The sequence below is a fragment of the Rhizobium sp. 10PS4 genome (genome assembly GCF_032464805.1).
GTDB classification, from domain to species: domain Bacteria; phylum Pseudomonadota; class Alphaproteobacteria; order Rhizobiales; family Rhizobiaceae; genus Rhizobium; species Rhizobium laguerreae.
Window position 1 is genome coordinate 22,454 of the sequence record NZ_JAWDIW010000023.1, and the last position, 14,694, is coordinate 37,147.

Annotated in this window: 10 protein-coding genes; 3 read left to right on the top strand and 7 right to left on the bottom strand. The window is 55.8% G+C overall.

Features of this window, described 5'->3' with window-relative positions:
- Nucleotides 1-8: 8 nt before the first annotated feature.
- Nucleotides 9-1,775 carry a type I secretion system permease/ATPase gene (locus tag RWJ89_RS31930; RefSeq protein WP_131665167.1) on the bottom strand — a complete coding sequence of 589 codons (1,767 nt, stop codon included), beginning with the start codon at nt 1,773-1,775 and terminating at the stop codon, nt 9-11.
- A gap of 465 nt (nt 1,776-2,240) precedes the next feature.
- Entirely contained in the window at nt 2,241-3,851 is a 1,611-nt protein-coding gene (locus RWJ89_RS31935; protein ID WP_165504445.1) for a right-handed parallel beta-helix repeat-containing protein, read from the bottom strand.
- Nucleotides 3,852-4,540: 689 nt separating this feature from the next.
- On the opposite strand from RWJ89_RS31935, the gene RWJ89_RS31940 reads away from it, so the two are divergent.
- Nucleotides 4,541-5,236, top strand: coding sequence for an Ig-like domain-containing protein (locus RWJ89_RS31940; protein ID WP_017961667.1), 696 nt, complete (start codon nt 4,541-4,543; stop codon nt 5,234-5,236).
- A gap of 147 nt (nt 5,237-5,383) precedes the next feature.
- Here RWJ89_RS31940 and RWJ89_RS31945 read toward each other — a convergent pair whose 3' ends face one another.
- The 5 genes from RWJ89_RS31945 to RWJ89_RS31965 all read right to left on the bottom strand — a co-directional run bounded on the left by RWJ89_RS31945 (nt 5,384) and on the right by RWJ89_RS31965 (nt 12,129).
- The gene (locus RWJ89_RS31945; protein WP_168284579.1) at nt 5,384-6,088 is read right to left on the bottom strand and encodes a hypothetical protein; all 705 of its coding nucleotides are present in this window, start codon (nt 6,086-6,088) and stop codon (nt 5,384-5,386) included.
- Nucleotides 6,088-8,364 (bottom strand): polysaccharide biosynthesis tyrosine autokinase, encoded by a 2,277-nt coding sequence (locus RWJ89_RS31950; protein WP_025395618.1) that lies wholly within the window; start codon nt 8,362-8,364, stop codon nt 6,088-6,090. Before RWJ89_RS31950 ends, RWJ89_RS31945 begins: the two co-directional genes overlap by 1 nt.
- Before the next feature lie 54 nt (nt 8,365-8,418).
- Nucleotides 8,419-9,123, bottom strand: coding sequence for a hypothetical protein (locus RWJ89_RS31955; protein WP_043294748.1), 705 nt, complete (start codon nt 9,121-9,123; stop codon nt 8,419-8,421).
- Nucleotides 9,124-9,203: 80 nt separating this feature from the next.
- Nucleotides 9,204-10,415: a polysaccharide biosynthesis/export family protein gene (locus RWJ89_RS31960; RefSeq protein ID WP_131665170.1), complete on the bottom strand. Its 1,212-nt coding sequence runs from the start codon at nt 10,413-10,415 to the stop codon at nt 9,204-9,206.
- Between the two features lie 289 nt (nt 10,416-10,704).
- On the bottom strand, nt 10,705-12,129 hold the full coding sequence (locus RWJ89_RS31965) for an O-antigen ligase family protein (RefSeq protein WP_131665171.1): 1,425 nt from the start codon (nt 12,127-12,129) through the stop codon (nt 10,705-10,707).
- Nucleotides 12,130-12,436: 307 nt separating this feature from the next.
- On the opposite strand from RWJ89_RS31965, the gene RWJ89_RS31970 reads away from it, so the two are divergent.
- Both RWJ89_RS31970 and RWJ89_RS31975 read left to right on the top strand, forming a co-directional pair.
- The gene (locus RWJ89_RS31970) at nt 12,437-13,036 is read left to right on the top strand and encodes a transglutaminase-like cysteine peptidase (RefSeq protein WP_168284581.1); all 600 of its coding nucleotides are present in this window, start codon (nt 12,437-12,439) and stop codon (nt 13,034-13,036) included.
- A gap of 269 nt (nt 13,037-13,305) precedes the next feature.
- Nucleotides 13,306-14,634, top strand: coding sequence for a UDP-glucose dehydrogenase family protein (locus RWJ89_RS31975; RefSeq protein ID WP_077979043.1), 1,329 nt, complete (start codon nt 13,306-13,308; stop codon nt 14,632-14,634).
- Nucleotides 14,635-14,694: the final 60 nt, after the last annotated feature.

Genomic DNA, 14,694 nt, shown 5'->3' on the forward strand with positions numbered 1-14,694 from the left:
CCTCTGGCCTATTCGGCCGCATTCATGCCGTCGACCACGACTTTAAGCTGAGCCACGCGCTCGGCAATCGGCGTGCGCGCCGCTTCCGGCCGGCTGACTCTCGCCAGAACTTCTTCTTTGGGACCGAACGCGATCATGCGGCCGTCCTGCATCATCAGCACGAAGTCGCAGACCGCCAGAACCCCGGATCGATGTGCGATGACGACCACAATGCCGCCCCGCGCCCGCACGCTCATGATCGCGGCACTCAGCGCCCGCTCGCCTTCTTCATCGAGATTGGAGTTTGGCTCGTCGAGCACGACGAGGAATGGGTCGCCGTAAAGCGCTCTTGCAAGCGCGATACGCTGTCTCTGGCCAGCCGAAAGCGCAGCACCGCCTTCGCCGATTTCGGTTTCGTAACCGTTCGGCAGACGAAGAATGAGATCGTGAACACGCGCCGCCCTCGCCGCAGCAACCACCGCCTCAGGTGACATCTCCTTCGCAAAACGGCAGATATTCTGGGCAACAGTCCCCGAGAAAAGCTCTACATCCTGTGGGAGATAACCAATATGCCGGCCAAGCGCGTCACCGTCCCACTGATCGAGTGCTGCGCCATCAAGGCGAATGGATCCTCTGACGGTCGGCCAGATGCCCATCATCGCCCGTGCCAAGGACGACTTACCCGAGGCACTGTAACCAATGACCCCAAGCGCGCTCCCCGCCCTTAGGCCGAAGCTGACATCGGAAATGACCAGGCGCTGACCCGCCGGCGGCCCGCTCGCCAGTCCTTCGACAGTGACTTGCTTGGTAGGAGCCGCGAGCGCAAGAGGGGCCGGAATCTCAGGAATGGCTTTCAGCAGGCTCGAAAGTCGCGCCCAGCTCTGCTGAGCAGAAACGAAACCACGCCAATTTCCGATCGCCGCTTCGACAGGCGCCAGAGCGCGAGAGGTCAATATCGAGCCGGCGATGATAATTCCCGAAGAGGCCTGCCCTTGAATGACCAGTATTGCGCCGGTCGCGAGCGTTCCCGATTGCAAAGCAATACGGAAAATCTTCGACAAGGTCGCATATCCATTGCCAACATCCGATGCCTGCCGAGTGATTGTCCGGTATTCACTGTTCTTGCGGTCCCAGATTTCGGCCATCGTCCCCGCCATGCCCATGGCGTGAATAACTTCGGAGTTGCGGATCGAGGTCTGCGCGAAGGCATTTCGCATGTTAGCGGAGTCAGACTGCTTTTTTGAGAGCGTACGCGTTCCCTGATTGGTCATGAACGTCAGGATGGCGAGAACCAGCGCTCCACCGATCGCGATATACCCGATCGCCGGATGAAAGAGGAAGCAGATCACGATATAGAACGGCAACCATGGCAGATCGAACATCGCTGTCGGGCCCTGGCCGGACAGGAAGGTTCTGATCTGGTCGAAGTCGCGCAACGGCTGAAGCCCGTCGCCGCCGATTTTGACCTTCAACGGAGCCTTGATCAGCGCGCGGAACACACGCCCGTTCACCATCTCGTCAAGCGCACCGGCAACACGCACAAGCATCCTGCTTCGCAGAACCTCGAACGCTCCTTGAAACGAGTAAAGCATCAACGCAAGTATTGCCAGGACAGCCAGCGAAGGTATGCTTTTGCTGGGAATGACCCGGTCATACACCTCAAGCATAAAAAATGAACTTGTAAGGTATAGGATATTGATAAGCCCGCTTGCTATTCCAATGAAAACAAGCCCTCCCTTGCATTTCTTTAATGCTTTGGATGGCTCGCTGACATCAGCTGCTGAACTCTGAAACACGAAGTAATCCCTCTCTTACCGCATCGCACGAAAGCAAATATGCCGGCGCACACTCCAGCTCCGGGTCCATCACGCCCGATCAATGACACGACTGCCTTGGACCCCCGAACCGGCGCCGGACCCGCTTGCAAGCCCACGACCTATTACATGAATCCAACCAAAAAGTGACCAAAAATTCCAATTTATAACGAGCGGCCTCAGGGATTCTGACTTGACGCTACGCTAAATATACCAACCTAAGCAAGTGAAAATCGCAAATTGCTCAACAACGGCGCAGAAGGATGAACGTATCGCGCGCATATTAGCGGCGTTTACTGGGGCGTTAACTACAAATTCAATCTATAGTTCATTTTTCCTATGAACGCCGGAACTATTTTTTATCCGCGCCCTCGACCGCCGACACCCCTTCATCATCAAGTTTTCAAGTGTTGAACAGCGGGCCGTCGCTCTCTAATTTGGCTGGATTCAAACCAGCAGGTGCGACGCTTGGCTGCTATGGAACGCGTCCACATTGATATACACGCCGAGCGAGTCGGTATCGATGTGAGAAGCGCCGTCAGAAATCTTATATTGGAAGGATTCGCTGACCTTTCCGCTGAGACCGGCGATTTTCACCGCATCGACCGTATAGGTGTAATCACCATCGCTCTCCACATGGATGACGCCGTATTTCCCGGTCAGCGTCAGGCCATGCTTATCCACGGCACTGTCACCGAAGCGACGAAGAAGCACGGTTCCATTGATTGCGCTATCGTTTTCGAGGAGGTTGCCATGATAGGCGCTGCCCGTATCCGTGGAGATTTTCAGGCTGTCATGGGCTGCAACAATCCTGGGAACGGCGACGGTGGGTGCGGTCGGAACCTGCACTTCGTCCGCGGGCGCCGGAGTGCTTGTCTGCGTCGGTGTTGACGGTTCGACAGGCGGCTCAACAACCGGCGTGGTAGGCGTCTCACTGTTGGACGGGGTGTCGCCACTCGTGGCGTCGAGTTCGGCCTGCGCTTGCTCCAGGGTCTTATTGTCGTTGATCAAGAAGGTGCTCTGGAGGGCAATTGCGACGGGCATCGTCAACGTCGACACCGCGCTGTCGATGATATTATCATGGAAAGAGCCGGATGCAGGCCTGTCGACCTTCAGCGCCGAGGACGACAGGTCGTCAAAGACATTACCGTAAATATCGATATCGGTGCGTGCATAACTTGGGTAACCTGCAGCGCTGATCGACACGCCCCAGACGCCGTCATGAATATAGTTTCCACTGATATCGTAATTTGTCGCATTGCCCTGATCGCCAAGGCCGATACCGTAGGACCAGCTATAGCCGCCATATCCCGAGATGTCGTTGTCGTGGATGGCGATATTCGTGCCCGCGTTGGCACCGATCCCGAAACCGCCGCCGATCACGGTGTTGTCCTCGACTGCTGCATTTGCAGCCCGAACAAGCACCAGGACGCCCTTTGCGCTATTAGTCTCCGTCTGCTCTAGGTGGTTACCCTTGATCAGGATATTGCTGCTGTCGTTCAACTGAACGGCGTCTGCCGCAGCGCCCTGGCTGTTGATGACGAGATTATTAACGATGGTAACGCCAATCACTTTATCCATCCAGATGCCGTCTCCATTTACCCCGGAAATCTTGCTGTTCTCGATGGTAATGTTCTGGCTGCTCTGGAAATTGACGGAACCGGGCTTGCCGGCAAGTCCGGTATTTTCGACCTCGACGTTGCGGACGGTCCAGTTGGAGACATTTCCCGCATATATCGCCGCACCGCCGGTATCAGCAATCTTGATGTTCTCCACGATGATGTTTGAAGCCTTCGAGCCGTGGATACCGTCATTGCTACTGTGAATAACCGGCGCATCGCCAACGCCGTAACTGCCAATTGTAATCGGAGAGCTGACAGTGCCGGAGTATTTCAGGTCGAATTGCTCGTTAAACACGCTTCCGGCGGCAAGCAGCACGCTGTCTCCCGGCTTTAGCCTCAAGGATTCGACAGCGGAAAGTGTCGCGAAAGCCGACTGCTCGCTCACTCCACTGTTCTGATTGGATCCTGTTGCCGAATTTACATAGTAGACGGTCACGCCGTGATCTCCCAAAGATACTGGAAAATCTTTTACCCGCGGATCTCTCTCTGCCTCCTAAAATGGAACACTAAAATGCGTTCTATCTCGCGATAATTCTTACGCTTCCCACAAAAGATCTTCGTTTCTCGAATATTTTGCATTGCAACAAAAATTGCATCGCGCAGTTATGACGATGTTACCCAATATCTCTAGTGTAAATAAGATTATTCTCCACGCATCGCATATTAGTTTACGCCAATTGCGTTTCGCGAGAAACATTACTTGATAAACAAATGTTACAAAATCATGATATCAGTTACTTTGTCGAAAAGCAGACGCCGGTACAGAAACCGAAGCAAGACTGAGATTTCAGCCTGTAGCCCGTAGTGATTATATCAACATCTCATCTGCGCATAAGCAGCTCGGCGTATTCTTATAAATTGCGCCCGAATAAACATTCTTCTCCTCTGAAGAAACAGGGGGCAGAATCTACCATTTGGTATTTTCACTTATTATTAACGTAATAATTGCCATGCGTTTCATCGCCTTATGCGTGTTACAGGTGTGTCATTATTGTATAATACACCCGAAAATGTTCACCTGCTGTTAATTGCACCCTTGACTCTCTGTATTAAGATATCCTTAATCGACCCGCTCGCTAAAGGTCAGAATTGACCTGGCAAAGAATAATTCGAGGAGAGACAGTAATGGCTATTCATGCAACAGATGATAGTGCAACATTCCTGGAAACCGACGCTATTTCCGGAAATCTGCTGGCGAACGATACATCCGATGGGAACTTGTTCCTTCGTTTCTTCGATCAGCAGGGCGTTGGCTCCAAGCAAGGCAACAGCCAGGTCACCGAGATCCAGGGCGATTACGGCACCTTCTTCGTCAAGCCGGACGGCAGCTATACCTATGTTCTGAGCGACGCTGCCAAGGTCGGCTTCACCAATGGTGAATTGCTCCAGGAGAAGGTCTCGTACAAGATCTCTGATGGTGCCGGTAACACCGATGTCGGCCTGTTCACCCTGAATATTCAGGGCGTAAGTCAGGTAAAGCCGATCGCTGTCGACGACAACTACAGCTTCACCGAAGGCGACGCCATTAGCGGCAACGCCCTGGACAACGACATTGCCGGCGACAATGGTCATCTCTTCCTCCGGCTATTCGGCACCACGACCGTAAACGGCGATCCAAGCGCAACAACCGACGTCGCCGGCACGTATGGCACGTTCCATGTCAAAGCGGATGGATCATTCACCTATGATCTGACAGCAGATATCGCTCCGGGGGATCAGGTCACGGAGACTATCCAGTTCTACAAGATCTCCGACGGCGAAGGCCACACCGACGCCGGCGTTCTGACACTCAACATCACTGGTGCGGACGCAGAAGTCTGATCATCAATAGCCAACCAAAAAGCGACGCCCGCCGCGCAGGCTGCGGGCGTTTTTTTATGCAAGTTGAATTCGCCCAGAGAAAGAGCCGTAGCTGCTCAGCCTGCCGGCCACGATCTCGGAACTGTCCTTAAAAACCAGCCTTGATGATTACTTGCTGCAGCGCTGTCGGAACCGCGCCGTCGCGGCCTCTCCAACGTTTATCCAGCTTCGATCGAAGATCGGGCGGAGCTGTGGGCTAATCTCTTTTATCGTGGCGTTGACCCTGCAACGATCGCCCAGCTTCAGCATCGTCGTAAGATCGCTATCGAGCGCGCGCTTTGCCGCGGCAAGCGTTGCATCGGTAAAATCGTTCCAGAAATAAAACCGCGTCAGGATCATCACCTGGTCGTAGGGCGCGAGCACAACCGAACGCTTCATCATTCCCGCAATCGCGACCGGCTCTTCTGCAATTGTCGACTGCACGGCCGCAAGGCGAAGCCAAAAATTGCTGTTCGTCGGCATGCACGAAAGCGCATGCCGCAGATACTGGCGCGCACTCGATGCCGCAGCGGCCCAGCCATCGTAATTGACATTGACATTCTGCCGATCGAGTTGCGCCAGAACGAGGGTTACGCCAGCAGCCACGATGTCGGATCGACAATAATGTCCGTCAACGACGTCGACACTGCGCGAGGCATATTTGGTCACGACATCATCCGCAACGGTCTCGCCCCGCTCGATCCTTTCGGCGACGATCGAGATGCTGGCCGTTCTTATCGAAGCGTAGAGCTCACGACCGGCCAGCACCACCAAGACGACGGTTACGATAACGAAGGCGATCCTGGTAATCGAAACGGACTGACTGCGGATCATCAGCTTTCGGTATAGTATCGCGAATAACGCTTATAATAATATTCGCTCGAACCGAATGTCCGGTAGAGTTTCATCTGCGACGGGTCGACCTTGGTCAAGATAGTACCGACGCATTTCGCATAGAGTTCCGGCTCGGACAGCAGGGTCGACTGCACGACCTTGCGCGATGTTTTTCCCCACTCGATAACGAAAACCACCGCATCGAGCTTCGAATTGATAGCGCGCGCATCCACAACCGGCGCCAGGGGTGGCAGGTCGACGATAATATAGTCGAAGCTTTGACGCGCCGTTTCAAGAAGCTGATCCATGCCGCGTGACGCGAGTAGCTCCGACGAATGCGGAACACGATATCGTGCCACCGTCGGCAAAAATGCGAGCTTTGTTTTTGGATCGAGAAGGATCAGATCCTTGAGCGGACGGCTGTCGACGATCGCCTCGAGCAAGCCGGCCTCGGCATGGCGGCCGATCGCCCGGGTGGCGCCGGGATTGCGCATATCGCCATCGATAAGCAGGCAACGCGCACCCTGCATCGCCAGGAGCTTGGCAAAATTGATGGATGTCGTCGACTTCCCCTCGCCGGGCAAGCTCGACACGACACCGATGACCTTACAGCGCTGATCGGCAGCACTGAGGTCGATGGCAATCTTGGCGCTTCGAAGCGTCTCGGCAAATGCCGAGAGCGGATGCTCCTCGACATAGGTCGTCGTCTTTCCACCCCTGGCGATGCTTCGCGGATTGCTGGGATCAACAAGCGTCGGATCATCGACGTTGTTTTCAATCAGCGGCATGACACCGAGAGACTCGACATCGAGCACGTCCCGGACATCATCGCCGGTGCGGAAGAACCGATCCCGGAATTCGCGGAAGGCAGCTATACCACTTCCAAATGCACATCCCACGAACATCGCGAAAGCAACAACGAGAGCTCTCTTCGGAGCGCTCGGCTTCGTCGGCGTCTCCGCCGTCGTGATGATGCGCGCAGCGGTAATCGGAAAGCTCTGCTGCTGAATTGCTTCCTGGTAGCGCGTCAAGAAGCTCTGATAGAGATTCTTATAGGTATCGCGCGTACGCTCGAGCTCGCGAAGCTGCACCTGCGTTTCGCCAGCCGTTGCGGCAACGCCCGTCGCCTGCGTAACACTGTCGCGCAAAGAATTTTCCCGCGACTTTGCGACCTGCAACTCGCTTTGGTAGCTCTCGGCGATGCGGTTCAACTCGTCGAACATGAGCCTTTTATACTCTTCCATTTCCGCACGAAGCCGAACCGCCTGGACGTGATCGGGACCGAGCCGTGCCTCGATTTCGGTCTCGAGCTTGGAAGCCTCCAGATATTTCTTGCGCAGGTCGTTCGAAATGGAGCTATCGAGCACATCCGTGACGATCGCATCGGTCTGCTTGGCGTCGATGATCGACTTGACGCGTGCATATCTTGCCTCGGCCTTCGCTGTCTCGGCCTGCGCATTGATCAATTGGGTATTGATCTCGGAAAGCTGCTGCTCGCTGATCAACGTCCCGGATCCGGCCTCGACAAGCCCATGCTCGCCGCGGAATTTCTGAACCGCAAGATCGGTGTCCAACGCCTGCTGCCGGAGCTCTTCGATACGCTCCTGCAGCCACTGGCCGGCCCGGCGTGTCGCCTCGTATTTCGAATTGAGCTTGTCGACGAGATAGACGTCGGCGATGGCAGCCGCGATATCACGCGCCAGATCGGGCGACTGCGCGGTATAGCTGACATCGAGGACATAGGAGCGACCGACGCGTTCGACGTCGATATTGCCCGCGACGGTCTCCGCAGCGCTTCGCCGCTTCCTTTCCGGATCGGGTGCGACGGCTGCGTCATCGGCAAACCATGACCGAAAATTCACGAAGGATTTCAACGTTGAAACAGAAAAAAGTGAGCTTTTCGGTGCCGTGAACACCGGATTGTCGACGAGTTTCAGTTTGTCGACAACAGCATAGGCGATGGTGTCGGACTTCAAAAGCTCGACCTGACTGAGGACAGTACCTTCGTCATCGTCCATCTGGCCGAAAGCCGCCAGCTGGTTGATCACCTGACTATCGCTGCGGTCGATCAGCACGCTGGTGTCGGCGGTGTAGACAGGCACCGAAGTCAACACATACACAATGCCGAGAATGGCAAAGGCGAAACCGCACGCCGCAACCATCCGCCACTGTCGGCGGGCGATTGCGATGAGCTTGTCGAAATCGATGAAATCAGCATCATTTCCGGTATCGCGGGAGGGGTCGATACGCGGTGTAAGTTTATCTGGCGATAGCAATTTCGATCTCCAACAAATGCGTCAAGCGCTAAGATCTAAGGGCAATTCCAGCTATTATATGACCGGGACACTCTGACTCGTCGATTCCGTCGTATCGGTAGACGACTGCCCTCCCGCTCCGGTGCTGAGGATCGTCGTCGTTGAAGTCGACGATGAATCATCTGCGCCGGCATTCGAAACCTTCAGCGTACCCGCTGTTGTCGCAGCGCCGTCGAACGGCGTACCATCGTCCGCTCCAGGCCCAGTTTGTCCAACTTGCCCGTCATTGCCGATGCCGGATGCGGCGGCGGCAGCACTTGCACCCGGGCCGAGCGCCGCGGTCCCGCCTTCGGCAAGGACCTTTGCAAAGGCTGCAAGCAGCGGCGCCAGATTCGGATCGGCACTCGCCGCCTCGGCAACAGCCTTTTCGATCGCCAGCTTGAATTGCGGATCCGTTACCTGGCAGCTGTTTGCGGCCCGTCCGAGACCGGAGCCGATAGCCGCCATCTGTGCGGCACTGGCCTTCTTGGCCTGCTCAATCACTGGCGATAGCGCATCATTGCTGCTTCCAACCAGCGCGCGAACGCGCGATGACAAAACCAACGGATCGGACATGTCGAGCAGAACGGCCGGGCTAGCCGTAAATCCGCTGACATCGACGGAAGTCAGATTTGCCGGACCCAAGCAAGCTGCCGCAAAAGCGCTTGAATTCATGCCGGCAAACATCGCGACGACAATTCCGCTATATGCAAGCTTACGATAAACACCTGACCTTGCCATAACCGTAGCCCTTCATCAAATCCGCTATATAGGCCGCCGGCATTGATCATCCGCGATCGATGCCGGCACGCCTATTTCAATCAATTTCCAAGATCCTGTACCGCGTTACTGGTATCGTTCGCATCGTCGGCCACGCCGGAAACAGTGGACGATACCGAGTTTACGATGTCAAGGAACTTGACCAGTTCGACAGAGTCCGAATTGGAAATATAGATAATATCCTTGTCTTCCATCTTGAATTGCTGAACAGCAAACAAGGTTGCCGGGTCGCGCATATTCGCACGAATGATCACCGGAACCATTTCACCCGCAAATCTCGTCGTGTCCACATGCATCGCTTGAACCGTTTTCTTCGGAACAAGACGATAAAGCAGGACCTGAGCCGGATCGGCGCGGTCGTCGCGTAGGCCGCCCGCCTTGGCGATTGCCTCTCCAAGGGTTAGATCAGACTCTTCAAAATCGAAGCGACCGCTGGTGCCTGCGGCACCGAGCGCCAGATAGGTGCGGCGCTCATGATCGATCGAGATCGTATCATCCGGCGCAACGTAGATATTTTCTGCCGGGTTCTTCAACAGCGTAGTGTAGGCGACGGTTGCCGTCTTGCCGCGGCGCTGCAGCGTCACATTCGTTTCGATATTGTTGGTCGTCAAACCGCCCGCGGCGGAAATGATATCGAGAACACGCTCGCCGGCCGGGCTGATCTCGACGCGCTGGGGATTGTTGACATCGCCGAGCACAGCAACCTGGCTGGAGCGGCTTGTTGTTGTCGTAATAACCACCTGCGGTTCGATCGCGCGGCTCGCCAGGCGATCCTCGACGTCCTGCTCCACGGTCTCCTTCAGGCGACCGGCAGCCGGAACCCGGCCCGCATAGGGAATTGTGATTGTTCCGTTTCTATCGATGGTCTGCTCCGGCAGCGAGATGTAATTGCCGGGTCGGCTACCTGCATCGGACGGAATGAAGAGGCCGCCCGACTGAGCTTCGAAGATGGCGACCTGAACGACATCGCCGTAACCGAGCGGAATTTCAGGCGCCCCGCCTCGACCACCACCAAACCCTTTGAACGAGGTCGGCTGGGGGGCGGTAAAATACGACAGGACGTTCTTGCTGAGATCAACCAGGGCGTAGTCGATACCGACGCGACGTTCCTTGGTTGTCACTTTGACCGCCGCATCTCGATCAACATCTTTGTGATCGGGACCGGATCTTGGCAACGACGTGCAGCTTGCCAATATAGTCGTTAGCGCTACAACAATGGCGACGCGTGTACTACCGATACGAGAACAACCCATAGAATACCCTGCGTTTACGCCCCTGAAGCTACTGCCCCGCAATCTGACAAAATACAAGACAATCCCCGATCAATAACACTTAAAGCCGATTAACATTCCCCTAACTGTGGCAGGCTGGCAACGCCGAGCCCCTTAGGAAGCGAAAAACGACTTCGGTCCGACTTTTCTTGCGTCGCAACAATCCGAAGGCTGCACCCGCTATAAAATTTCTAGGGTTTCAGAGTCAACCGTTCGCACCTGCACAATCGATCTTTTCCGAAAATCTTATTAAAATCCATCCATTTAAACTTTACGTGGTTAACGGCCGCTCATATGCCATGTCCGCCTCTCCGTTGCTGCGTCCCAGGCATATCGCGACAACAGCACTCAGGAAGGCGGAGTAAAACACCGCAAAACCCGGTATCTGCAGCGAAAAATCGACCGCCGCATGAAGGGCGACCAAAACGGTCGCCGCCAGGCCAAGAAGAACATAATGCCTGAGACGCCGTCTTTGGGCGAACCCGCGCCGGAACACTCTGGCAAGCACCGAGAAGGCAAGGACCGTCGCAATCGGGAACAATATTCCGAGGCCCAGAAATCCTTCGAGATAGAAATTGTGCGCGCGGTCGAAGACTCCGAAAATTCCGCAGGCCGGATCGCGGTAGGCGGAAAACACGGTCCGGAAGGTTCCGAGCCCCGTTCCCGTCAACCAATGATCCGAAATGGCACGCCATATGCCAGGCAGAATGCAAAACCGATCATCATCCTCGAGTCGCCGCTCTTGCGCGCGCAAAATCGCCTGGCCCGCAAACAGTGTCAGCAGCAGTACGACGAAACCAATCGCCGAGAGGAGTATCAGCAACGAACGCCATCTTGGCGCCGGTCTCAGATAACGCCTCGAGCCGTTCCAATTGAGGACAAGCCATGGAAAATAGATGAGAGCGGCAACAAAGGTCGCAAATATCCCGGCGCGCGAGCGGCTCAACATCAGCGCGGTGAAGCATGCGCACAAGAGCAGGATATAGATCCACGATCTCAAGAGAAGCGCGTTTCGGCCCGGTTCGCCGGGCGGATAGTTTGAATAGGAACGAGCTATGTCCCTGACCAGGGTCAGCATCAGCAGCGTTCCAAGCCCGAGGAAGGTCGCGGCGGTATTGCGGTTAACGAAGACCGCAGTCAGGCTGTCGAGGTAGGCGCGTTTCTCCACGACGATCAGAATGTTGGGAAACAGCAAAAACTGCAGAAGGCCGAAAACAGCGACAATGCCCGCCGTAAGCCCGAGCCCCGTCAGCACTTTCCGCGCGCGCTGATCGGTATCGCATAAGAGCAGCCCGGTCAGAAATGTGACGAAAGGCAGGGCGATCCACAGGATCGACGCAAGCGTGTCGGCCGGTTCGACCGAGATCGCTGCGTACTGGACACCTGCCAGATCACGCGCAGCACTCCAGGCAGGATTGGCCAACCAATTGGAAGGCAGTTCGATGGTCTGGATGAACGCCCAGCCTGTCAGCACGACGAGTAGAAACAAAGCGATGCTGAAAACCGATCTGGTCTGCCTCGGCTCCCCGAACAACAGCGCGGAAATAATCGCCAGCACAAACATTCCGATCGCAGCGAAGGCGAAGGGAAAGGGCGTGACGCTTCCGAACGGAATAAAAGTCAATATCACCAGGCAAATGAAGACAACGAGGATCACCTCCCGCATGATCTGCCTGTTGATGAGGTTGGATAACATTTGAATTCGCTCACCGGCAGCAGCGGGAATGAGGGGCCTACAACCAGTACGGTTAATATTCCCGTACTAACATAAGTTGCATATCAAGCGCCTGCGTGTTAAAGTGCAACAGAATTCCACATCATTTAAAATTGTCGCGAAACGTTTAAATCAATCGAGACAAGCCCTGGCTATGCTCCTTGAAGCAGCAGGAACGGGACAGACGTTCTGCAGCCAATACTTGGCAGATCACTAAGTCGCCATGCCATTGACTGAGACAAAAGGCAAGCCTGATCTCAATCGGTTGCCCGTAACGGGGATTTAAGAGATGAAGAAAACAGTCGTTACACTTCTGGCACTGGCCTTTACAGCAGGCAATGCATGCTCGGCATTTGCCGCCGGTCCCGCAGGTTTTGCCCGCGGTCTGACCGATAGTTCGGCGGTCAGTTATATCTCTGAAAAAGGCACGATCATTCCACCTTTCGCCCAAGTGCTGTTCTGCGCCCAGAACCCGACTGAATGCCGCGATAACAATGGTTTGGCGGTCGTTGCGATGACTGACAAGCAAATGCTGCAACTGAAGGACGTCAACACCGCCGTCAATCGTACGATGATCGGCCGGAACGACCCCCGCAACGAACTGAATGGCGACGTCTGGAAGGTGAATGTGCGCAGCGGCGACTGCGAAGATTTCGCATTGACCAAACGCAGCCGGCTGATCGCGAAGGGCTGGTCGTCGCGCGCTTTGCGGATCGCGACGGCATATACGCCCTCCGGTGAAGGACACGCGGTCCTCGTCGTCAGAACCGACAAGGGCGATCTCGTGCTCGACAACAGGAAAAGCAGCATCAAGAACTGGCGCGATACCGATCTGCGCTGGGACAAGATCCAATCGGGAACAGACCCCTATGTCTGGTACCGGCTATAACAGCCGAGGCAGCGACATAGACTGATTGATCCTGTTTCCGGATTGAAGTCGAGCCTGCTCTGACGAGCCGCTCGACTTGTCATATCGCCCACACAAACCTATGTTTGGGCTGTCGACGGGGCAGCGCGCGGCAAGTTGCGGTGCCCGGAGTTCGATTTCCGATGTGGGTTTCAGGCGATCTTCGGTATTGTCTTTTCGTCCAGATTAACTATGACGAACGTCATGCTGCGACGCAGCATGACGTTCTACTCTAATGATTTGAGGGAAATATGCGCATCACGATGATTGGATCAGGCTATGTCGGCCTCGTTTCAGGCGTTTGCTTTGCGGATTTCGGCCACGACGTCATCTGCGTGGACAAGGATCTGAGTAAGATCGAAGCCCTTCGCGAAGGCCGCATTCCGATCTACGAGCCGGGCCTGGAGCAATTGGTCGCGGAAAATACCAGCACCGGCCGGCTATCGTTTTCGACGGATGTCGGCGAAAGCGTCCGCAGCGCCGATGTCGTGTTCATCGCAGTCGGCACGCCGTCCAGGCGCGGCGACGGCCACGCAGACCTTTCCTATGTCTACGCCGCGGCACGCGAGATTGCCACCTATGTGGAAGGCTTCACCGTTATCGTCACCAAGTCGACGGTGCCGGTCGGCACCGGAGACGAGGTCGAGCGCATCATGCGCGAAACCAATCCTGCGGCGGATGTCGCCGTCGTTTCCAATCCGGAATTCCTGCGTGAAGGTGCGGCGATCGAAGACTTCAAGCGTCCCGACCGTATCGTCGTCGGCCTGAACGACGACCGGGCGCGCGAAACCATGACCGAGGTCTACCGCCCGCTCTATCTCAACCAGGCCCCCTTGGTCTTCACCACCCGCCGCACCTCGGAACTGATCAAATATGCGGCCAATGCCTTTCTCGCGATGAAGATCACCTTCATCAACGAGATTGCCGATCTCTGCGAACGGGTCGACGCTAACGTCCAGGACGTTTCGCGCGGAATCGGTCTCGACGGCCGTATCGGCTCCAAGTTCCTGCATGCCGGCCCGGGTTACGGCGGTTCGTGCTTCCCCAAGGATACGCTTGCCCTTGCCAAGACGGCGCAGGATTACGACGCGCCGATGCGTCTCATCGAGACGACGATCTCGATCAATGACAACCGCAAGCGGGCGATGGGACGCAAAGTCATTTCGGCCGTCGGTGGAGACATTCGCGGCAAGAAGATCGCGATCCTCGGCCTGACCTTCAAGCCGAACACCGACGATATGCGCGACAGCCCGGCGATCGCAGTCATCCAGACCCTGCAGGACAACGGCGCGCAAGTGGTCGGCTACGATCCCGAGGGCATGGAAAACGCCCGCAAGGTGATCGAGAACATCGAATATGCGAGCGGTCCCTATGAAGCGGCCGCTGGTGCGGATGCGCTTGTCATCGTCACCGAATGGAACCAGTTCCGCGCGCTCGATTTCAATCGCCTGAAGCAGTCGATGCGCGCTCCGATCCTGGTCGATCTGCGCAATATCTACCGCAGCGACGAGGTCCGCAAACACGGCTTTACCTATACCGGCATCGGCACCAACTTTTATCAGGAAGCGACCGGCGCCTGAGATAGCCTCCTGAACATCTGATCGTCCTGACGCCGCGGAGCATAATCCGCGGCGTTTGGT